The 22767-nt window shown below is 30.4% G+C and carries 23 protein-coding genes; 19 read left to right on the forward strand and 4 right to left on the reverse strand.

Annotated elements, in window-relative coordinates; translation table 11 throughout:
• Positions 1 to 6 precede the first annotated feature (6 nt).
• The 8 genes from WPG_RS06510 (at position 7) to WPG_RS06545 (ending at position 7919) form a co-directional block, all read left to right on the forward strand.
• A complete protein-coding gene (locus WPG_RS06510) occupies positions 7 to 687 on the forward strand; it encodes an acyltransferase (protein ID WP_045470654.1) in 681 nt (226 codons plus the stop codon).
• Positions 680 to 1843 (forward strand): glycosyltransferase family 4 protein, encoded by a 1164-nt coding sequence (locus WPG_RS06515; RefSeq protein WP_045470656.1) that lies wholly within the window; start codon positions 680 to 682, stop codon positions 1841 to 1843. The genes WPG_RS06510 and WPG_RS06515 overlap by 8 nt, the downstream gene beginning before the upstream one ends.
• Before the next feature lie 20 nt (positions 1844 to 1863).
• A complete protein-coding gene (locus WPG_RS06520; RefSeq protein ID WP_045470657.1) occupies positions 1864 to 2961 on the forward strand; it encodes a DUF1972 domain-containing protein in 1098 nt (365 codons plus the stop codon).
• Positions 2939 to 3499 carry a hypothetical protein gene (locus WPG_RS06525; protein WP_045470659.1) on the forward strand — a complete coding sequence of 187 codons (561 nt, stop codon included), beginning with the start codon at positions 2939 to 2941 and terminating at the stop codon, positions 3497 to 3499. Before WPG_RS06520 ends, WPG_RS06525 begins: the two co-directional genes overlap by 23 nt.
• A 14-nt stretch (positions 3500 to 3513) precedes the next feature.
• Positions 3514 to 4176 carry an O-antigen ligase family protein gene (locus WPG_RS06530; RefSeq protein ID WP_262507865.1) on the forward strand — a complete coding sequence of 221 codons (663 nt, stop codon included), beginning with the start codon at positions 3514 to 3516 and terminating at the stop codon, positions 4174 to 4176.
• Between the two features lie 150 nt (positions 4177 to 4326).
• Positions 4327 to 5631, forward strand: coding sequence for an exopolysaccharide biosynthesis polyprenyl glycosylphosphotransferase (locus tag WPG_RS06535; protein WP_052471331.1), 1305 nt, complete (start codon positions 4327 to 4329; stop codon positions 5629 to 5631).
• A gap of 94 nt (positions 5632 to 5725) precedes the next feature.
• Positions 5726 to 7138 carry an exopolysaccharide biosynthesis polyprenyl glycosylphosphotransferase gene (locus WPG_RS06540; RefSeq protein ID WP_045470665.1) on the forward strand — a complete coding sequence of 471 codons (1413 nt, stop codon included), beginning with the start codon at positions 5726 to 5728 and terminating at the stop codon, positions 7136 to 7138.
• Positions 7139 to 7148: 10 nt separating this feature from the next.
• The gene (locus WPG_RS06545) at positions 7149 to 7919 is read left to right on the forward strand and encodes a glycosyltransferase family 2 protein (protein WP_045470667.1); all 771 of its coding nucleotides are present in this window, start codon (positions 7149 to 7151) and stop codon (positions 7917 to 7919) included.
• Here WPG_RS06545 and WPG_RS06550 read toward each other — a convergent pair.
• On the reverse strand, positions 7909 to 9216 hold the full coding sequence (locus tag WPG_RS06550; protein ID WP_045470669.1) for a phenylacetate--CoA ligase family protein: 1308 nt from the start codon (positions 9214 to 9216) through the stop codon (positions 7909 to 7911). The genes WPG_RS06545 and WPG_RS06550 overlap by 11 nt on opposite strands.
• Before the next feature lie 84 nt (positions 9217 to 9300).
• On the opposite strand from WPG_RS06550, the gene purD reads away from it, so the two are divergent.
• Complete coding sequence (gene purD / locus WPG_RS06555) at positions 9301 to 10572, forward strand: phosphoribosylamine--glycine ligase (RefSeq protein ID WP_045470671.1); 1272 nt, start codon at positions 9301 to 9303, stop codon at positions 10570 to 10572.
• A 1-nt stretch (position 10573) separates the two neighbouring features.
• On the opposite strand, the gene WPG_RS06560 is transcribed toward purD, so the two are convergent.
• Positions 10574 to 10801, reverse strand: coding sequence for a DUF6341 family protein (locus WPG_RS06560; RefSeq protein ID WP_045470673.1), 228 nt, complete (start codon positions 10799 to 10801; stop codon positions 10574 to 10576).
• A 77-nt stretch (positions 10802 to 10878) separates the two neighbouring features.
• Between WPG_RS06560 and WPG_RS06565 the strand changes: the two genes are divergently transcribed.
• Positions 10879 to 11796, forward strand: a complete 918-nt coding sequence (locus WPG_RS06565; protein WP_045470675.1) for a DUF6427 family protein — start codon at positions 10879 to 10881, stop codon at positions 11794 to 11796.
• Here the strand turns inward: WPG_RS06565 and upp are convergent.
• Positions 11785 to 12444: a uracil phosphoribosyltransferase gene (upp, locus tag WPG_RS06570; protein WP_045470677.1), complete on the reverse strand. Its 660-nt coding sequence runs from the start codon at positions 12442 to 12444 to the stop codon at positions 11785 to 11787. The two genes, WPG_RS06565 and upp, sit on opposite strands and share 12 nt — an antisense overlap.
• A 71-nt stretch (positions 12445 to 12515) precedes the next feature.
• Here upp and WPG_RS06575 point away from each other — a divergent pair, with 71 nt between their 5' ends.
• Both WPG_RS06575 and WPG_RS06580 read left to right on the forward strand, forming a co-directional pair.
• Positions 12516 to 13124: a DUF4254 domain-containing protein gene (locus WPG_RS06575; RefSeq protein ID WP_045470679.1), complete on the forward strand. Its 609-nt coding sequence runs from the start codon at positions 12516 to 12518 to the stop codon at positions 13122 to 13124.
• Positions 13125 to 13203: 79 nt separating this feature from the next.
• Complete coding sequence (locus tag WPG_RS06580; protein WP_045470681.1) at positions 13204 to 14184, forward strand: glycosyltransferase family 9 protein; 981 nt, start codon at positions 13204 to 13206, stop codon at positions 14182 to 14184.
• A gap of 26 nt (positions 14185 to 14210) precedes the next feature.
• Here the strand turns inward: WPG_RS06580 and WPG_RS06585 are convergent, their stop codons facing one another.
• Complete coding sequence (locus WPG_RS06585; protein WP_045470683.1) at positions 14211 to 15269, reverse strand: ferredoxin--NADP reductase; 1059 nt, start codon at positions 15267 to 15269, stop codon at positions 14211 to 14213.
• A gap of 110 nt (positions 15270 to 15379) precedes the next feature.
• Here WPG_RS06585 and WPG_RS06590 point away from each other — a divergent pair, with 110 nt between their 5' ends.
• The 7 genes from WPG_RS06590 to WPG_RS06620 all read left to right on the forward strand — a co-directional run bounded on the left by WPG_RS06590 (position 15380) and on the right by WPG_RS06620 (position 22762).
• The gene (locus tag WPG_RS06590; RefSeq protein WP_045470685.1) at positions 15380 to 15712 is read left to right on the forward strand and encodes a PadR family transcriptional regulator; all 333 of its coding nucleotides are present in this window, start codon (positions 15380 to 15382) and stop codon (positions 15710 to 15712) included.
• A gap of 5 nt (positions 15713 to 15717) precedes the next feature.
• Complete coding sequence (locus WPG_RS06595) at positions 15718 to 16365, forward strand: hypothetical protein (RefSeq protein WP_045470687.1); 648 nt, start codon at positions 15718 to 15720, stop codon at positions 16363 to 16365.
• Between the two features lie 2 nt (positions 16366 to 16367).
• Positions 16368 to 16997, forward strand: coding sequence for a hypothetical protein (locus tag WPG_RS06600; protein ID WP_045470689.1), 630 nt, complete (start codon positions 16368 to 16370; stop codon positions 16995 to 16997).
• 2 nt (positions 16998 to 16999) lie between these two features.
• On the forward strand, positions 17000 to 17686 hold the full coding sequence (locus tag WPG_RS06605) for a hypothetical protein (protein ID WP_052471175.1): 687 nt from the start codon (positions 17000 to 17002) through the stop codon (positions 17684 to 17686).
• A 60-nt stretch (positions 17687 to 17746) separates the two neighbouring features.
• Entirely contained in the window at positions 17747 to 19225 is a 1479-nt protein-coding gene (locus tag WPG_RS06610) for a DUF5687 family protein (protein ID WP_045470690.1), read from the forward strand.
• Positions 19226 to 19240: 15 nt separating this feature from the next.
• Positions 19241 to 19963, forward strand: coding sequence for an ABC transporter ATP-binding protein (locus tag WPG_RS06615; protein WP_045470692.1), 723 nt, complete (start codon positions 19241 to 19243; stop codon positions 19961 to 19963).
• A 192-nt stretch (positions 19964 to 20155) separates the two neighbouring features.
• Entirely contained in the window at positions 20156 to 22762 is a 2607-nt protein-coding gene (locus WPG_RS06620; protein WP_045470694.1) for a tetratricopeptide repeat protein, read from the forward strand.
• The last annotated feature ends 5 nt before the right edge of the window (positions 22763 to 22767 follow it).

A 22767-nucleotide genomic window follows, 5' to 3' on the forward strand; every position in this document is an offset into this window, starting at 1 on the left:
ATAAATATGCTAAAAAGCACATTACAGAACCTTCTTATTAAGTTTGGTAAGTCTTATACTATAGATAATAATATATCTAATAAACTAGTATTGTCCTTTATTTACACAAGAGCATTTATGATGTTAAGAGGATTGGTTAAAACCCGTAGAAAAATATTTATTGATAAACGAGTAAAAATTTTAAATGGTAATAATTTTCAATTTGGAAAAGCTTGTACACTAGAGAGAAATGTTTTAATAGATTGTTACTCTGATAAAAAAATAGTTTTTGGAAATATTGTGAAAATTGGAGCTTTTTCTACGATTAGCACCACGAGTCATTTATCTAAATCAGGAATTGGACTAAAGATCGGTAATAATTCAGCCATAGGGGAATATTCTTATTTTGGCTGTTCTGGCGGTGTAAAAATTGGTAATGACGTTATTATGGGTCAATACGTTAGTTTTCATTCTGAAAATCACAGTTTTAATAATAATAAACTCTTAATAAGAGAGCAAGGAGTATCTTCCTCCGGAATAGATATTGGTAACAATATTTGGGTAGGATCTAAAGCTACGTTTTTAGATGGCTGCAAAGTTGGAGATAATTCTGTTGTTGCAGCTGGAGCAGTTGTAAATGATATTTTTCCTTCGAATGTTTTGATTGGTGGTGTACCAGCAAAAATAATTAAGCATTTAAATGCCTAAAACAATTCTTTATATACATCAGTCCTCCGAGCTATATGGATCTGATAAGGCTTTGTATTACTTAGTCAATAAAATTAATTTAAACCCAGATTTTAATGCGATAGTTATACTGCCAGAAAAAGGACCCCTAAAAAATTTACTCGAAAAAAATAATATTAGAGTCATTGTTTTTCCGGTAATTAAAGTGTCACGTAATTTTTTTAAGCTTAAGAAAATCATTACTCTTCCATTTCTTATTGCAAAGACAACAAAAAAGCTCAGAAAGATATTAGAAGATGAAAACATAGATATTATCCATTCTAATACATTAGCTGTTTTATTAGGTGCTTTTTATTCTAAGCGCTATAAATTGAAACATGTATGGCATGTTCATGAAATAATAAAGAAACCAAAAATTGTAAGTGTTTTTTATCCATTATTAGTTGGAAATTTTTCTAATAAGGTTGTATATAACTCTAGAGCCTCTAAGGAATTTCTGAGCAAAAATAATAACAAACTAATTGGGAAATCTGTAATTAACCTTAACGGCATGGACAGAACTGAGCCTATTATATCAGTTTCTAATCAGAATAAAATTAGAAAACAGCTTTTCGATGCGAAAGAATCGGATATTGTAATGGCTTTGGTTGGAAGAATTAGTAAATGGAAAGGGCAAAAACTACTATTGAACTCCTTTAATGAACTACGAGAAAAACACAACAACCTTAAACTTGTTTTTGTTGGTTCCGCGCCACCAAATCAAGAGTACCTTGTTGATGAACTTCAGTCACAAATAGACAATTATAATTTAAATGATTCTTGTAAGATAATTCCGTTTCAAGAAAATATTTGGAGTATTTGGGACAGCATAGATTTTGCTGTTGTGCCATCTACTGAACCGGAACCATTTGGTTTAGTTGCTTTAGAAGCAATGCTTGCAAAAATACCAGTCATTGCAGCAAGCCATGGAGGCCTAAAAGAAATTGTTTTAGACAACCATACAGGATATTTTTTCTCACCCAACAACAGTGAGGCTTTATGTACATCAATAGAAAAATTAATAGCAAATAAGGATAATTTAGACTATTTTGGCATCAATGGATTTAATAGAGCAACTAGCCACTTTTCAATCAAGAGACATGTTGAAAAATTCATTGAAATATATGACAGTGTATAATAAGCCAGTAATAGATATTAATGAAAATAGGAATTTTAGGAACTAGAGGTATCCCAAATCATTATGGTGGATTTGAACAGTTTACAGAATTTTTTGCAGTTTATCTTGCTGAAAAAGGCTATGACATTTACGTATATAGTTCCAGTAACCATAAACATCAGGAAACTACATTTAAAGGTGTTAAACTAATTCATTGTTATGACCCAGAACATAGAGTGGGAACTTTTGGTCAATTTATTTATGATTTTAATTGCATAATAGATTCAAGAAAAAGAGATTTTGATATCCTATTACAATTAGGTTATACAAGTAATACAATTTGGCACAGGTTGTTACCAAAAAACGTTATTATTATAAGTAATATGGACGGTTTAGAATGGAAAAGATCTAAATATAAACCTGCGGTTCAAAAATTCTTGAAGTATGCTGAAAAACTAGCAGTTAAATCGAGTGATTATCTTATTTCAGATTCAATAGGTATACAAAATTACTTGCTAAAAGAATATAAAGTTAAATCTGAATATATAGCATATGGAGCTGAATTATTTAAAAATCCGAATTCAGCAATTTTAAATGAATACGATGTTGAGGCGAGTAACTATAATATGTTAATTGCTAGGTTTGAACCTGAGAATAACTTAGAGGTGATTCTTGATGGCGTTGCAATATCAGATAAGAAAACGCCTTTTTTAGTTGTTGGAAAACATAATGTCAATAAGTTTGGTACCTACCTAAAAAATAAATTTAAAAATGTAGAACATATAAGATTTATGGGGGGTATTTATAATTTAGAACACCTCAATAACTTAAGGTACTATTCTAAATTTTACTTTCATGGGCACTCTGTCGGTGGTACTAACCCTTCTTTATTAGAGGCAATGGCTTCTAAAGTATTAATGATTGCTCATAATAATGAATTTACTAAATCAATTCTAGAAGAAGATGCTTTTTACTTTTCTACAAAGGAGGATGTAAAAGGTTATATCGATAATTTGAATAAAGAAAACAATTTAAATAAAATTGATAATAATTATAAAAAGATAGAAGAAAGTTTTAAATGGGAATTAATAAATAAAAAGTACTTAGACTTTTTACATGAATGTAATAGAAAAGATTAAAATAAAAATAAACTCTTTTGAGTTTTTGATGTGTCTTCTTGGAGCATCTATATCCCTGCTTCTTATAGGTTTTGCCGCAAGTAGTATTGTCATTAGTATTTTTTGTGTTTTTTCTTTAAGATATTTCATTTTAAATAGAGAAAAAATAACCTTTAGGTTTGATTTAGCTCTGATTGTACCTCTACTATTGTACTTGTATTTTTTGCAAACATATTTTTGGTCTGTAGACAAAGGACAAACTTTAAAAGGGTTTGAAAGAATGATAGTATTAGCACTAGTTCCTATAGCATTTAGTATTATTCCAAAAGTCTCATATAAAAATTATCGCTATGTTTTAGGCGTTTTCACCTGGAGCAATGCTCTACTAGGCATTTTCTTTTTGTGTTCGGCATTTTACTATTTTATGCAAAAGCACTCAATAAGTGTTTTTACTTATCATGAGTTGGTGAGCGTTTTAGATCTAAACGCAGTGTATGTAACATTAATTTTTTCTATAAGTTTTTTTTATTTGTTATCACTTAAAAAAAAACAGCTATAGAAAAAGTACTTTTAATATTTTTCTTAACCTTAATTTTCTTATTGTCGACTAAAATTGCACTACTAATTTTACTAATAGGCATACTTGTTTTTTCATTAAAGCGTCAGTTATTTAACCTAAATAAAAAAACAATAATAATATGTATCGTTACTGTTTTCATTGGAATAAGTATGAGTTCAATAACATTATACAATAGGTTTAAGGTAGAGCAAAAAACTGAGTTCTCAGAAATATTTCATAAAGAAAAGTTCGGAAAAGTTTACTATTGGACGGGAAGTTCTATTAGATTATTTCAGTTAAGAATTTTAAAAGAACAAATTACTGAAGAATCTATTTTTTTTAAAGGCTTTGGTTTATTTGCTTCAAAAAAGAGCCTGGAAGAAAAGCATAAATATTATGATACATATTATACATTTCATAAATATAATTACCATAATCAGTATGCTCAAATATTATCTGAAACCGGTATAATAGGGTTGAGTATTTTGTTAATTATGCTATTTATTTTAATTAGAAGAGCAATTAAATCTAAGGATTATGGTTTCATTATGTTTTCTTTTACAGTAATAACTATTTTCTTTACCGAGAGTGTTTTATGGCGTCAAAGAGGCCTTTTCCTATTTATTATTTTATACTGTTTATATCAAAGAGTTTTATTCATAAAGCAACCCAAATAAGGTGATTATTTTTTAAACAGCTCTTATTTAGCGGTAATTTAAATCTCATTTGTCATTAGCTATATTTTATATATTAAATTATATTTGTTTTAGATAGTTTAATGATTATTTATGGCAAGAAACGAAGGGTATTCGAAATTAATAAGACCGATGTTGTATATATTGGATTTGTTAATTATCTCTATAGTTTCTTACTTATTTTTAACAATAAACTTTATTTATATTGCTTTTTTTGTTGCATTTTGGTTTCTGCTATCAATATCATTTTCATTTTATCGAGTATATAGATTTACTAAATTGATAAAAATAGTCTCGCTCCTTTTTAAGCAGATTGTTTTATTTAGTTTAGCTATTCTTTCCTTTTTATTTTTAATAAAATCCCCATTAGGATCAGGTACTATTCTTAATTTTTTTCTTGTTGTTTTTTTTCTTTTAAACTTTTGGAGGGTTTCCCTCTTTTTTCTCTTTAGAAGGTATAGGGCAATAACGGGAAGCAATTATAAATTAGTAGCAATTATTGGCTCGGGTAAATCAACCAAAGTACTTAAGGACTTTTTTAATAATGAGCCTGGATATGGCTATAGATTCGAAGGCTTTTTTACTGACTTAAAAGATAAAAATAGAAAGGGTTCAATTAATGAAAGTTTTGATTACATTCTTAACAATAATATTGATGAAGTTTATTGTGATTTAAAAGAGTTGTCGAATTCAGAAGTTAAAAAATTTGTTGATTTCTGCGATATTAACCTAAAAACATTAAAATTTATTCCAGATAACAAAGGGTTATTTGCAAAGAATCTATATATAAATTATTATGATATTACACCAGTTTTATCTTTAAGAGAGATTCCTTTGGAAGACCCTATAAAGAGTGGATTAAAGAGACTTTTCGATGTTACTTTTGCATTAATTATAATATGTTTTGTGTTGTCTTGGCTTATTCCAATCTTGGGCTTAATTATTGTTTTAGAAAGTAAAGGACCTATTTTTTTTCAGCAGAACCGACCCGGAATAAAAGAAAAAGGGTTTTTGTGTTATAAGTTTAGGTCTATGAGTCTAAATTCAAGATCTGAAGAGTCAGCTACAAGAAATGATGCTCGGGTAACAAGGGTGGGTAAATTTATTCGGAGAACCAGTATTGATGAACTCCCTCAATTTTTTAATGTTCTGTTTGGCTCAATGTCTGTAGTAGGGCCAAGACCACATTTGTGGCGACAAAATGAAATGTATGGTACCAAAATCTCTAAATATATGGTTCGACATTATGTGAAGCCAGGTATTACTGGATTAGCACAAGTACGAGGATATAGAGGAGAAATAGAAACGAGAGATGATATTGTTAATAGAACGAAATATGATATTTTTTATATAGAAAACTGGTCAATTTTATTGGATTTCAATATTATTGTAAGAACTATAATGAATATTTTCAAAGGTGAGGATAAGGCATACTAGATTAAAACATTAATAAATTCTATTAATTAGAAATAATATTTATGTTTTTGCGTGGAGGTCCTTTCAAGCTAGATATTAAATAAATTGGTTTATAATGGAGTTTAAACGTGGAAGATATTCTTGGGCCTTAAGACCTTTATTAATTTTATTTGACCTTTTTATAATAAATTTCTTTGCGTATAATTTATTAAATTTCAATAGTCAAAACCTATATTTTTTCTCTTCAGATATATTTAATAATAAGCACTTATTATATTTAATATACTCTATTGCTTTTTGGCTTTTATCTACATATTTTCTAAAATTTTATAAAGTATACAGGTACACATCTTTAATAAATGTCCTCTCTTTAATTGTTAAGCAATTTTTTGCTTATGGGATTATTATATATGCATTCGCAGGCGTTTTTAGGAGTATTAACATTCCTGCAACAGAAATACTATTCTACTTGTTGTATTGCTTTATCGTAATCTCTATTGTAAAATTATTGAGCTACTATATATTAAAATCTATAAGGATTTATTTAAAAGGAAACCTTAGGGATATTATTGTAATAGGAAGTGGGGAAAGTGTTAATGAACTCAAAAGAATATTTACAAAAAAGAAAGAATTAGGCTATAACATTAGGGCTATTTTTAATAAATCAAATGATGATAATAGTGATTATGGCTCTATAAAAGACAGCTTCGAATTTTTAGAACAGAATAACAACATCGATGAGATATATTGTGCTATAGATGAGTTAACAGAAAAAGAAATAAATGAGTATGTGAGGTATGCTAATTTGAATCATTGCAATATAAAGTTTATACCTAACACAAAGAAGCTTTTTACAAAACGACTTAAAACAGACTATTATAACTATGTACCTGTCTTATCAATACAAGGTGTCGCCCTCAATAATGAAGTCAATAAGTTTTTAAAGCGAAGTTTTGATGTGGTTTTTTCACTTTTTATTTTGATCTTCATATTATCTTGGTTATCTATAATTCTATTTATTCTTATAAAATTAGAGTCTAAAGGTCCATTATTTTATAAACACAAAAGAACAGGGATTAATTACAAAGAGTTTTATTGTTATAAGTTTAGATCACTAACAATAACAAAAGAACTTAAAGGTACCTATGTAAAACAGAATGACGAACGTGTAACGACTATTGGTAAATTTCTTAGAAAAACCAGTATTGATGAACTTCCGCAATTTATAAATGTTTTAATAGGCGATATGAGTGTAGTTGGGCCTAGACCTCACATGTTATCCTATACTGATGATTACTCTAAAAAAATCGATAAGTATAATTTTATTTTTAGACACAATGTAAAACCAGGAATAACAGGATTAGCTCAAATCAAAGGATATAGAGGTGAAATTAAACTTGATAAAGACATTATTAATAGAATTAAGTACGATATTTTCTACATTGAAAACTGGTCTATTTTTTTAGATATAAAAATAATATTTCAAACGTTTATTAACATAATTAAAGGAGACGAAAAAGCGTATTAATCCCTATAGAATGAAACCTATTGTTTCCATAATAACGCCAATGTATAATAATGATTCTGTTATTGAAGAAACCATTAATAGTGTTATAAAACAGACGTATACTAATTGGGAGTTAATTCTCGTAGATGATTGCTCCTCAGATTCAACCATAGCAAAAGCAGAGGGATTAAGAAATAAGGATAATAGGATAAAAGTCTATAGTCATAAAGAGAATAAGGGTGCTGCAGAAGCAAGAAATTTAGGAACAAAAATGGCAACAGGAAGTTATATAGCTTTCTTAGATGCTGATGACCTTTGGGATGAAAATAAATTAGAGTTACAGGTTAACGTTTTGAATACAACAACGGACGTATGCTTTGGGAGTTACGAGCTTATAAATTCTACCAGTAAACCTTTAAACAAGAAAGTGCAAGCGCTAAAAACACTTACTTACAAAAAATTACTCAAAGCAAATTATATAGGGAATTTAACAGGAATATATAACTGTATATCACTAGGTAAAATTTACACTAAGGATTTAAAAAAACGTCAAGATTGGTTGCTGTGGCTAGAGGCTTTAAAAAGAAGTGGAAAGCCAGCGAAAGGACTTTCAGAAACTATTGCTTATTATCGTATTTCAGAAGGGTCTTTGTCCTCTAATAAATCTAATTTGATAAAGCATAACTTTAACGCTTATCGTAAAGGTTTAGAATTTTCTTTTATAAAATCCTCATTTTATATGGTACTATTCTTTTATGAGCATTTATTTGTAAAGCGAAGTTTAATTAAAACTATAGATTAGACACAAATTGTTTTAGTTTACCCGCTTTTGTGCGTTTTAATTTATCTACACGCTCAAAGCTTACTCGTATTCCTGGCTCTAAATAACGCCCCATCTCTTTAGTAATTAACTCTTCTTTATCAGCTGGAATAACTGTTCTACTCACAAAACTTATCTTAAAATGGTCTAAAGCTAGTTGCTCAATAATAAACTCTGAAACATTACCATCGTTTTCAATAACGCTTTTTGTAACATAGTAGAAGGTTAATCCCGCTGCTTTTTTTCCACTAGGTAAAACAGCAATATCATTTGTTCGACCAGTTAATTGTTTTAAGATTGGTTTTCTAATAGTACTCAATTTAGATAAAGAACCAATATCACCAATATCATAACGAATAAAAGGGTGCGCGTGGTTATAGAAAGATGTAATTACAACTCTGCCCTCTTCTCCATTTGGTAAAACTTTGCCCCCCTCATTTAGAATTTCAACATAGAGTGTTTCACTATTTACTTGCCATTCATTTTTTGTGTTCTGAAATGCAATTAAGTCTAATTCAGAAGCTCCATATTCATTTACCACGGGAACACCAAATTGAGATTCCATCAAAGACCTATCGTCTTCAAAAAGCATTTCAGAAGTAACAATACAAACCTTAAGGCTTGGGCAGATAGTAGTTAAAATAATTTCTTTTCGCTTCAAATATTTGGCGAATTGAACAATAGGACTTGCGTAACCATTAATAAAATCAAATTCAGTTTTTTTAAATTTTAGAAGTGCTTTTTTGAAAGCAGAGTCACTAAGATCAAAAACTGAAAACCGAAAACGATTGCTAAACCAATCTTTTAGGCGCTCTTTGTAGTATCCCTTTTTATCTAAAGGAATGCCATAAAAACGGGCTTGTTTAGATGTATTAAAATCTATGTCGTACCAAGCAAAACGATTCATGATTTCTGCCCAAGTCATAGCATGGCACCACTTATCTTTTGCAAAAATAAATGGATCTCCTGAGCTACCAGACGTTTTGTTTAAATAAACATTTCTTGAGTTATAGTTGTCGCTTAAGCGCTGTTCAATAGGTTGCTGAAGATGGCGCTTTGTCATTATCGGAATGGAGTTCCAATCTTCAACATCAATAGATTTACCGAATGTTTTGTAAAATGAATTGTGTCTTAAATGATAAGAGATAATTTCTTTTTTCTGATTTAATATGTAAGCCACAAATTCTGAATCATTTAGAGCGTGAATTTCAGATAAAGTGATTTTAGCTTTGTCAATATCAAAGCCGTTAGTTTTTAGAGAAAAATCAAATAATCGCAAAGTGTTTTACACATTTAATGTTTCCGTAAATTAATTGTTTTTTGAGCGCAAAACCAATTATTTTTGCGCAAACAAATTTGAATCATGAATATTTTAATACTCGGGTCTGGCGGAAGAGAGCATACATTTGCATGGAAAGTAAGACAAAGTAACCACTGCACAGGTCTTTTTGTTGCGCCAGGAAATTCTGGTACAGAAGCTATTGCTACCAATTTAGATATTTCTGTTACTAATTTTGAAGCTATAAAAAACGCAGTGATTCAAAATAATATTAAACTTGTAGTTGTTGGGCCAGAAGACCCATTAGTTCAAGGTATTCATGACTTTTTCTTAAAAGATGATGACTTAAAATATGTTTCAGTTATTGGCCCTCAAAAAGCCGCTGCAGAATTAGAAGGCAGTAAGGAGTTTGCAAAAGAATTTATGATGCGTCATAATATCCCAACGGCTGCTTATAAAAGCTTTACAAGAGAAAATGTGGAAGAAGGCTTAAAGTTTTTAGAAAACCTAGAAGCACCTTATGTATTAAAAGCAGATGGCCTAGCTGCAGGTAAAGGGGTTTTAATTTTGAATGATATCGAAGAGGCTAAAGCTGAACTTAAGAGTATGTTAGTTGATGCTAAATTCGGTAAAGCAAGTACTAAAGTAGTCATTGAAGAATTTTTAGATGGTATTGAGTTAAGCTGTTTTGTTTTAACGGATGGTAAGAATTACAAAATTTTGCCTACCGCTAAAGATTATAAGCGTATTGGCGAAGGAGATACAGGATTAAATACAGGTGGAATGGGAGCAGTGTCTCCAGTACCATTTGCAACAAAAACATTTTTAGATAGAATTGAAAATGAAGTTGTAAAACCTACAGTTAATGGTTTAAAGAAAGATAATTTACCTTACGTAGGTTTTATATTTATTGGGTTAATTAAAGTCGGTGATGATCCTAAGGTGATTGAGTATAACGTGAGGATGGGTGATCCCGAAACAGAAGTTGTTTTACCGAGATTAAAAACAGATTTAGTTGAAATTTTTCAAGCAATGGCAAATCAAACTTTATCTGATGTTACTATTGATATAGATGAACGCGCTGCAACTACCATTATGTTAGTCTCTGGAGGTTATCCTGAAGATTACGAGAAAGGGAAAGAAATCACTGGGATAGAAAAAATAACTAACTCTATAGCGTTTCACGCAGGATCAAAATTTCAAAACGGCAAAGTAGTAACTTCTGGTGGACGTGTAATGGCAATTACGTCTTATGGTAATAATTACGAAGAGGCCATAAAAAAATCTTATCAAAGCATAGAAAATCTACATTTTGATAAGATGAATTACCGTAAAGATATTGGTTTCGATTTATAAATTAAAGATATGAGTGTGATGTCACACTTTTATCTTCTTCGTTATTATCGTTATACTTTTTTAGTTGAAGCATCCAATATGTGAATGCAACAAAGCCTATGGCCATGAATATCCAAGACATTATATTGGATCCAAACCAGTTTTCTAATTCTAAAGCTCTCAATGCATCAAAAGGTGCAAATAAGACATCAACAAATAAATCTTGTATTCCGTAAAAGAAATCCTTCATAACTTTATAAATTTACATATCAATTCGAATCTAGATATCAGATTTGATATTAAAACACAAAAGTACAAAAAGAGTTAATGATTACAAGTATTTTTAGTAAATCTAAACCGATAAACTTTATAATAGTTGCGGTTTTTGTTGCTTTACTTTTTGTTATTACAAATTACAATTTCCTGTTTAATGATTTTAGTGGTGTAATTAGTACAAGTTCAAAATTGTTAATCACACTTTTTTTAGTATTCCTGTTAGATTTTATTATTTCAAAAAACAACCTTACCCAAGGTAATAGCTACGGAATAATGACTTTTGCATTAATATTTGGGATGTTTCCTGAGGCAATGAAATATTCAGATATACTGCTAGCAAACCTCTTTACACTATTTGCTTTAAGGCGTTTAATAAGCTTACATTCTAAAGTCAATATAAAAAAGAAGTTATTTGATGCCGCTTTTTGGATAACTATAGCAACGCTGTTTTATTTTTGGTCAATATTATTTTTTGCATTAGTTATAGTTGCATTAATTTACTATTCACAAAATGATATAAAAAACATTGTAATTCCATTCATAGGTGCAGCGACAGTAATTTTGTTGCTAATTGTGTATAATATTTTACTATACGATGTTTATGTAAAACCATCGAATTTTCAGCCATATGCTAGCCTGGATTATACAGCATATAATAGTATAGAAAGCATTATCAGATTTACCGTCTTATTTACCTCATTTATATGGATACTAATCTATTTTTTTAAAACCTTACCAGAGAAAAATAAAAGGCTTAGACCATCTTATTTCATAATAGCATGGTCGTCTATTTTAGCAATTTTAATTGCTTTGATTGCACCTATAAAGAATGGGAGTGAGTTTTTGTTTCTGTTTGCACCATTTTCTATAATCATGGCAAACTATATTAAAGTTATTTCAGAACAATGGTTTAAAGAGGTCTTTGTAGTATTATTAATTATAACACCAATAATTACTTTATTGCTGTAACTTATTTCCAAAAGCTAAATCCCCAGCATCACCTAATCCAGGAATTATATAACCTTTATCATTAAGCGTATTATCTATTGTGGCTATCCATAGATGTGTATTTGTTTCAAATTCATTAGCTACTAAATCCACACCTTTTTGCGCTCCAATAACGCTAACCAAATGAACATCTTTTGGCGTTCCAAATGGTTTTAAAGCTTCAAAAGTAGCGACCATTGATTGACCTGTGGCTAACATTGGGTCAGCAAGAATCAAAGTTTTACCCTCTAGACTCGGACAAGCTAAATACTCAACAATAATTTCAAAACTTTCAGGATTATGTTTGTGTTGTCTATAAGCAGAAATGAATGCGTTTTCAGCGGCATCAAAATAATTCAATAAGCCATTATGAAGTGGAACACCAGCCCTAAGAATTGAACATAATACGATATCATTCTTATGCAATACAGTATTAGAAACACCCAACGGAGTTTCAATGCTATGGGTTTCAAATTGAAGAGACTTACTCAATTCTAAACCTAGGATTTCACCTATACGCTCAATATTTCGCCTAAAACGCATGCTATCTTTCTGGATGGTTTTATCTCTAATTTCAGAAATAAATGTGTTTAATATTGATGGTGTTTCAGAAAGATTATGAATATGCATAAGTCAATGTTTAGATGAACAGCTAAGTTAATAATTCAGACTATATTTGCATATTATAAAACGATTTCAATATGTTTTCAGAAAAAGCAAACGCTATATTTCAAGATGTAATAAAAACCTATAAGGTTTTAAATACTGTAGATCAGTCATTTACGAACAAATATGATAAGAATACTGATTTAATAGCACATTTATTATTTAGAAAATCATGGATAGATACTGTTCAGTGGGCTTATGAAGATATTATTAGAGACCCTAATATCGACCCTGTTGCGGCTTTAAAGTTAAAGCGAATGATTGATGCTTCTAACCAGGATAGAACTGATACTGTTGAATTTGTTGACAGCTACTTTTTAGACAAATACAAAGGTGTTGAGGTGAAGGCTGATGCTAAAATTAATTCCGAAAGTCCTGCATGGGCAATAGACCGCTTATCTATTTTAGCATTGAAAATTTATCACATGCATGTTGAAACGATAAGAGAAGATGCTACTGAAACTCACAAAGCAGCTTGCCAAAAGAAACTTGATGTATTACTTGAACAGCGTGTGGATTTAAGCACTGCAATCGATGGCTTGTTAGAAGATATTTCTAATGGAGATAAATACATGAAAGTGTATAAGCAAATGAAGATGTACAATGACGATGAGCTTAATCCTGTTTTAAGAGGACAAAAATAAATTCTTGCGAAGGTAGGGATTTCATCTAAAAGTTGAGGTGGCTAAACCAAAACACATACTAGTTATTAGGCTTTCTGCAATGGGAGACGTGTCAATGTCGGTTCCTATTCTGAGAGCTTTGACTGAACAGCACTCAGAATTAAAAATAACAGTACTTACGAGGGAATTTTTCAAGCCCTTTTTTCAAGATTTAAATAACGTTGATGTTTATTCTGCAGATCTAAAAGGAAAACACAAAGGTGTTTTTGGTTTGTATAAATTATCTAAAGAATTAAAGGCATTAGAATTTGATGCTGTTGCAGATTTACACAATGTCCTTAGAAGTAAAATTTTAAAACTCTTTTTCACAAGAAAAAAAGTAGTACAACTTGATAAAGGTAGAACCGAAAAGAGAGCCTTAACATCTGGGAAGATTTTTCAACAACTAAGAACCACACACCAACGCTACGCTGATGTTTTTGAAACATTGGGTTTTTCTGTTGATTTATCTAAGCCAAAATTTCCAAAACCAGCTCAATTATCGGAATCACTAAAATCTTTCTTTATAAATAAAGATTTAAAAGCTATAGGTATAGCCCCCTTTGCGGCGCATAAAAGTAAGATGTATCCTTTAGATAAAATAGAAATGGTAATTAAACAACTTTCTAAGGATTACAATGTGATTTTATTTGGAGGAGGACCAGAGGAGGTTGATATTTTAAATCAGTTTGAAGCAAGCTATAATAATGTTTCTTCAATAGCAGGGAAACTTACTTTAGGTGATGAGCTTGACTTAATATCTAATTTAAATTTAATGTTAGCTATGGATTCTGGCAATGCGCATTTGGCAGCAATGCTTGGTAAAAAAGTAGTTACAATTTGGGGAGTTACACATCCTTTTGCTGGATTCGCCCCTTATAATCAACCACACAATTTTGCACTTTTAGCTGATAGAGAAAAGTTTCCACAAATACCAACCTCTATCTATGGAAATAAATATCCTGAGGGTTATGAAAATGCAGCAGGTAGTATTTCTGCTGAAGAAGTAATAGATGAAGTAAAAGGCGTAATCTCTATGTAAATAGGATTCTTAACTAACGATTTATACTACACATCATCATAATCCACCACAATTGAAGAAGAAGTAGGATGTGCTTGACATGTTAAAACCAAACCATCAGCAACTTCTCCGTCAGTAAGAATATTGTTTTGGCGCATTGTAGCACCACCTTCAGTTATTTTAGCAATACAACTGCTGCAAATTCCACCTTGACAAGAATAAGGAGCGTCAATATCTTGTTTTAAAGCCGCTTCGAGAATAGTCTGTTCTTTTGACATTTCAAATTCAAATTCTTCATCATCAACAAGTACTTTTATTTTTGAGCTCCCAGAGGGTGTTTCAGTATCAGAACTAGATTCAGTTTCAATAGGAGCTGTAAACAATTCATATAGAATGGATTTTTCTTTCGTGCCATTTTCAACTAAAACTTCTTTTACTGTGTGTATCATTTTTTCGGGTCCGCACAGGTAGAAGTTTTCGATTGTAACGTCTTTGTATTTATTCTTAACGATAAGGTTTACTGTACTTTTTTCTATACGACCAAAAAGCGCATCTTCTTCTTTAGTTTGACTATAAATAAAATGGACATGAAAACGATTGCCATAAGTGTTTTTTAGTTCAAGTAAATCTTGAACAAACATAGCATCAGACAGGGTTTTATTTCCGTAGACTAAAATGAAATTACTAAACGGCTCACCCTCTAAAAGTGTTTTAGCTACACTTAGAATAGGGGTAATACCGCTACCAGCAGCAAAGGCGGCAATAGTTCTAGTTTTAGCAGTATTAGCTTCAAAAACAAAACGGCCATTAGGTTCTGCAACTTCTATGGAATCCCCAGTTTTAAGTTTTTCATTAGCATAAACAGAAAATGTACCGTTTTCAACAGCTTTAACAGCAACAATTAATTCACCACTATTTTTAGAAGAACAAATAGAATAATCTCTTCTAATATCCTCACCATTAATTGTGGTTTTTAAAGTAATATATTGACCAGCTTTAAATTTGAAATTCTCTTTTAAATCTTCAGGAATATCAAAAGTTATAGCTATAGATTTGTCAGTAACCTTATTAACAGATTTTATATTAAGCGAATGAAATTGAGCCATTAAAAATAATTTTGTGCAAAAATAAGAAAGCGGTCTTTTTATAACTAGAAATTAAGATTAAAATAATACCTAAGATTCTTATACATAAGAAAATTATGTATATTTGTTATATGAGCAATTCAAAATTATATAAAGGCAGTTTAAACACCATTATTTTAAAGTTGCTAAATGAGCACGATAAAATGTATGGTTATGAAATTACTCAAAAAGTAAAGGCTTTAACTAAGGGTGAACTTAAGATTACTGAAGGTGCATTGTATCCTGCGTTACACAAACTTGAGGCGGAAGGGCTTTTAGATGTTGAGGTCGCTAAAGTAGATAATCGGTTGCGTAAATATTACAAACTTACAGAGTCGGGAACAAAAGAATCTATCAATAAACTTGAAGAGTTGGCAGAATATATTAAAACAATGCAAGCACTGATGAACCCAAAATTAGCATAGCTAAAATGAAGTTGACTTTTGAAAACATATTGTTCATAAATAACTATCTTGAAAATTCTGACATTAGATACAAGGATATTAGAATGGAAATGATAGACCATGTAGCTTCTGGTATCGAAACAAAAATATCTGAAGGAGATAATCGTGATTTCTATTATATTTTTAAGGACTATATGGTTGAAAACAAAGCTAGATTACTACATAACAATAAACAATTTCTAAAATCTGCTGATAGAAAGATTGCTAAACTATTATTTAATAATTTATTATCGATTCCTGCCCTAGTATTTTTCGCTGCTATATTTTGTGCTTTTTATGTGGTATATAGTTACTGTGATTATGAGTTTTTTAAAACAATCCTTTTTGCAGTGCCAATAATTACATCTATATGTTTTGGGATTGCTTATTTCATTGCTTTAAAAGTTTATAAACTGGATAGGTATTCTGTAATAGAGCGAATAGCTTTTCCTTTTATAATTATTATCCACGTGTTGACATCCTTAAATAATATTTTGAAACCACTTGTGCATGCTGATAGTATTTTAATTATAATTGTCATAGTTAGCTTATGTCTAACAATGATGATTTTGCGTTTTAAAATCACTATTGGTTTCACAAAGACATTTCAAACTCGTTTTAAAAATGTTGTATAATTATGAAATTGAAGAAAAGAGATATAAAACTCATAGATAATTTTCTAGAACAGAAAGGCATTAAGTATTTAGATGTTAGATCTGAGCTTTTGGATCATTTGGCCTCAGAATTTGAAGAGAAATCTAACTATAGTTTACTAGAAGATTATTTAGTAAGCAAAATTGAATTTATTAAGAGTTTTGCTAAGAAGCAGCAGAAGATGATTCATTGGAGTTATCAAAAGCAGTTATTGGTTCAATTTTCTAAGTTTTTTTATAAGCCTAAATTCATTTTAACTTTCTCTGGTCTAATTGTCTTAGGGTATATTTTATTACAGTATTTATCTTTAGAGAATTTTAGCCTTATTTACTTTTTTGTTTTGGTTGGATTAGTTCTTTATCCCTTATTTTATCAGATAAAGTATAGCAAAGCAGTTAAAAAAGTACAATCCATGCAATCTTTATTTACTGTAACAGCATTGCCATCAGTGTTTCTTTACACATTTTCTGTTTCTAAGAGTTTTTTACTTGACAATTTCGGACTATTACTACTCTATTATTCTTTTTCTATTCTATTAGGAATTTCTGCGGTAATCATTATTGAAAATGACAGAAAAAAAGTGCTGAAAAGATATTATGAACTTTTAAGTTAAAAATGAAACTAACCAAAGCCCAAATACAGCAATTATATACATTTACTCAAAAGCATTATGTGGATTGGTATGATGTACAAACTGAGCTTGTAGATCATTTGGCAAATGGAATTGAAAATCATCTAAAGCAAAACCCTAACACCACATTTGACTCCGCTTTAAATTCAGAATTCAAAAAATTTGGAGTTATGGGATTTTCAGATGTTATTGAAGAAAAAACAAAAGCATTAAATAAACGTTACAGAATACTGGTATGGAAATACTATAAGGGTTTTTTTAAGCTACCTAAGATTTTGTTGACTTTGTTTTTAATGTGGCTTATCTTTTTTACCCTCAAAACTATTGATGAAAGAGTATTTGTGGTAATACCAACAGTTTTATTTATAACGATTACACCTATTTGGTTTTTGGTCGTACAAACAAAGCGAATTAATAAGCTAAAAGATAAAACAGGGAAAAAATGGTTATTTGATTCTGTAGCATTGCAACTAGGTGGATTAGTTTATATTATCAATGTAGTTGTTCAAGGTTTATTATTTCCAAATGGCGCATGGAGTATCAACGTAAAACTCTTATTTTCTATTACTATCGTATTGTTTGGTTTAGCGGTTTATATTTCAATATTTATTGTTTCTCCAAAACTCAGAAAAGAAATGGCTAACCAATATCCAGAATATAAATTTGCTTAACTTGTGTAACAAATCTCAATAAAACGTTACTAACTCAACGTACAAACTAACCAAACCAGAATGATAAAGCATTTTCTTAATCTAGAATGGAAACAATATTTCCGATCATCTTATTGGCAAAAAAGTATTGTAATCAACATCTTAATGGTGTTTTTTGCACTTTATTTTGTGGGAATGTTTCTTTTTCTTGGAGCATTTCTTTTTAAAATAGTAAGCAAACTTGTACCAGATCAAGATCCATTTACAGTAGTAAACAGCTACATATTCTTTTGGATTATTGGAGATTTATTAATGCGATTCTTTTTGCAAAAATTACCAGTAATGAGCGTTAAGCCATTATTGATTCAACCGATTAAACGATCTACAATAGTAAATTTTGTTTTAGGTAAATCAGCATTATCATTTTTTAATTTTTTGCCTATATTTGCAATTATACCATTTAGTATTTCTTTAATATCTAATGGTTATGAAACATCAATGGTGCTAACATGGATGTTTACGATGATACTTCTCGTGCTCATCATCAATTTTTTAAACTTTATTATTGAGGCTTTCTCAGCAGAAAAAGAATTATCGTTTTTACCAATTATTATTGTTGCAGGTGCATTGTATGGATTAGATTACTTTAATTTTCTACCACTGAAATCAATCATTGGCGACGGGTTAATGAGTATAGCAAATAATCCATTATTAATAGTGATACCAATTGCCGTTTTAGTATTGCTTTATGGATATAATTATAAAATATTAAGAGCTAAGCTCTTTTTGGATAGTTCTTTAAAATCTAAAGTAACTGAAGTAAGGGCAGCAGATTTGTCTTGGACTAAGCGATTTGGAGATATTGCACCATTTATGCAATTAGATCTTAAATTGATTTGGAGAAATAAGCGCACAAAATCTATGGCAATGCTTTTAATTATAGGTCTACTTTACGGCTTATTCTTCTATCCTCAACCTATGTATAGGGATAAGGAATTTATGTTTGCATTTATTGGGATATTCTCTACGGGATTTTTTCTAATCAATTTTGGTCAATTTATTCCGGCTTGGGATAGTGGTTATTATAAAATGCTAATGAGTCAAAATATTAAGTACGAGCAATATTTGCGCTCTAAATTTATACTCATGGTGATGAGTGTGGTTATACTTTTTGTTTTAGGAATACCATATGTTTACTTCGGTTGGAAAATTTTAATTGTACATTTTGCCGCAGCAATCTATAATATTGGAGTTAATTCTCATGTCATCTTATTTGGTGGCTCATTCAACAGAAAAAAGATTGATTTAGATAAAAAGGCAGCCTTTAATTATCAAGGAACTGGAGCTGTACAGTGGCTCATTGGAATTCCATTGATGGCCTTTCCAATGGGATTATTTGCACTTATCAATTGGTTGGTAGGTTTTGAAGTCGCAGTGGCAACCCTTATTATTCTTGGAGTCATAGGAATTGTATTCCATAAAAAATTAATGAAGTTGATAACTCAAAGATATCTAGATTCAAAATATAAAATGATTGACGCTTTTAGTCAAGACAATTAATAATACAAATAGCAGATGATACATACAAAAGATCTTTCAAAATCATATAACGGAACTAAAGTTTTAAATGTAGAAGAGTTGACTATTCCTAAAGGGCAAAGTTTTGGTTTGGTGGGAAATAATGGTGCTGGTAAAACGACCTATTTCAGTTTATTGCTAGATTTAATAAAGCCTTCAACAGGGAGTATTACCAATAATAGTGTGGTTGTTGATCAAAGTGAAGACTGGAAGCCGTTTACGTCATCCTTTATTGACGAAAGCTTCTTAATCGGTTATCTTACACCCGAAGAGTATTTTTATTTTATTGGTGACTTAAGAGGACAGAATAAAGCAGATGTAGATGCCTTAACTTCTAAGTTTGAAGATTTCTTCAATGGTGAAATTATAGGCAAGAAAAAATATTTGAGAGATTTAAGTAAAGGAAACCAAAAGAAAGCAGGCATTGTAGCAGCTTTAATTGGTAACCCTGAAGTTATCATATTAGACGAACCTTTTGCCAACCTAGATCCAACTACTCAAATACGGCTAAAGCAAATTTTAAAGAATTTAGCAGAAAAACAAGGAGTGACTATACTAGTATCTAGTCATGATTTAATGCATGTTACAGACGTTTGTGAGCGTATTGTAGTTTTAGAAAAAGGAGATGTTGTTAAAGATTTAGAAACAAATCCAACAACACTAAAAGAACTAGAGGAACACTTTGCCAGTGGAGCTGTTATCTCTCAAGAAGAAGAATGAATATCCAATCAATAATTATATATAAGCTCGTGATTAGAACTATGATCTCGAGCTTTTTTTATAGCCTTAAGTTAGACGACACATCGAAAAACCTTTAAATAACATCAAAAATTGAAAAAGATGTTTATTTTTACCGTGTAACACACTAAAAACCTAACATTTTAGTTATCTATTAATCAAATAGAACCAGCGTTGAAGACCTCTATAAAAATCATACTATCTCTTTTTTGTATCGCATTTATTGCTCAGGGTTGCTCACGAAAAAAAGACACTTTTATTAACAGGAATTTTCATGCATTAGGCACTAAGTATAATATTCTTTATAACGGTGAATTAGCTTTAGAGCGAGGTAAGTTGGCAATTAATGACGAGTTTACTGAAAATTTCTGGGCACTACTGCCAGTAGAGCGTATGGAAATAAAGGACGATATTTTTCTGCCTGGACAATCTAAAAACGCAGATTTTGATAGAGCTCAAGAAAAAGCTATTAAGGCGATTCAAAAGCATGGTATGAATATCGATGGTAAAGAAAAAAATTACCAAATAGATGAAGCCTATTTACTTTTGGGTAAAGCTCGATATTTTGACCAACGCTTTGTGCCAGCTCTAGCAGCACTTAATAACATATTAAATAAATATCCCACAAGTGATAAAATCAATCAAGTAAAAATCTGGAGAGAAAAAACAAATATGCGATTAGATAATAATGAAGTCGCTATAAAAAAACTAAAACGCTTACTTAAAGAAGAAGAACTAGAAGACCAAGATTTAGCAGACGCAACAGCTGCACTAGCACAAGCATATGTAAACCTTAAGCATAAAGACAGTGCACTTACTCAATTAGCAATTGCGGTAGAGTATACTAAAAACAAAAACGAAAGAGCAAGATACCATTATATCAGAGGCCAATTATATAATGAATTTAAAGAAAAAGACAGTGCTAATATGGAGTTTGATGCTATTATAGACATGCATCGCCATATTCCTAGGTCATTTTACATTAATGCTCATCTAGAGAAATCAAATAATTTTGATGAAACTAATGGTGATTTAGTTGAGTTTGAAGAATACCTTACTGATTTAGAAGAGAATCGAGAAAACAGACCGTTTTTAGATAAAATCTATTACCGTATTGCAGAATTTCATCGTAGTAATGCTAATGATAGTATGTCAGAAGCTTATTATAATAAATCATTAAGAAAAATAGCATCAGATAAATACTTAAAATCTTTAAACTACGAAACTTTAGGTAACATGTATTTTGATCGCAACATATATAAGACAGCAGGAGCTTATTATGATAGTACTATGACTACAATGGTTAAAAACACAAAACCATATAGAGTTATAAAAAAGAAGCGTGAAAATTTAGACGATGTTATCTATTATGAAGGTATTGCCCAAACTAATGATAGTATTTTAAATATAATTAGCCTTCCAAAGGAAGAACAATTAGCAATTTATACTGAATATGCTGAGCAATTAAGAGCAAAAATATTAGAAGAAGAAAAGCTTAAAGAAGAACTAGCAGAAAAGAAAAAAAATGCTGTTGCTACTAAAGGAAATAATTTAGATTTTAATAAGTCAGCAAAGAAATCTAATAGAAACCCAAGAGCAACACCTGGTGGTATAGGTGGTAATAGTAATTTTTATTTTTATAATCCAACAACTGTTGCCTATGGAAAAAATGAATTTCTAAAAATTTGGGGAGATCGTGAACTTCAGGATAATTGGAGACTTTCAGACCAAAGTATTAGTGTTAAAAGTGATGATAAGAAAGAAGTTGTAGCCACTGACACAAGTGAGGATAAACGTTTTGATCCTCAGACATATTTAGCAACCCTTCCAACGAATCAAGTTGAGATTGATAGTATATTTAAGGAAAGAAATTTTGCCTATTATCAACTGGGTATTATTTATAAAGAAAAGTTTAAAGAGTATGCTTTGGCAAAGTCTAAACTCGAAACGCTTTTAGATAATAATCCTGAAGATCGATTAATATTACCTTCAAAATATAATTTATATCGAATTTATTTAGAGTTGGGTCTTAATAGAAAAGCCGAAGCTATAAAAGCTGATATTGTTGCAAATTATCCAGATTCACGTTATGCCGAAATTTTGCTAAACCCACAATCTGAATTGTCTAAGGACGAAAATAGTCCTGAGGTCATTTATACCAACTTATACAAACAGTTTGAAAAACAAGAATACGCTGAGGTTATAGCTACTGCTGAGGCTCAAATTAAGCGATTAGAGGGTGATGATTTTGTTCCTAAATTTGAAATTTTGAAAGCATCGGCTAAAGGAAGACTTTATGGTTTTGAAGCCTACAAAGAAGGCATCAATTATATTGCTTTAACGTATCCAAACACCGAAGAAGGGAAGAAGGCACAAGACCTACTAAAAGATGCTGTACCTGCTTTGGCAAAAAAAGAGTTTATTGCAGATGATAAGGCGCAATATTTTAATGTAATTTATCAGTTCGATAAAAATTCTGATGAAGATATTGATGAATTTATTAAGGTTTTAAATGAAGAAATAGAGGAGAAAATCAAATATTTTGATTTAACAACTTCAAAAGATGTTTATAATGACAATACTATATTTGTTGTTGTTCATGGACTTAAAAGTATACAGGGAGCTAGCGGATTTGCGCAACTGCTTCAAACAGTAGATAGGGATGAAAAAGGGCGTCCTGTAAAACCTAAAATCACAAAAGAATATTTTGCGATTTCCTCACCAAATTATGCTATTGTTCAACGACATAAAAACTTAAATGCATTTTTAAAATTAGAATAACCTAA

Source organism: Winogradskyella sp. PG-2, assembly GCF_000828715.1.
GTDB lineage: Bacteria > Bacteroidota > Bacteroidia > Flavobacteriales > Flavobacteriaceae > Winogradskyella.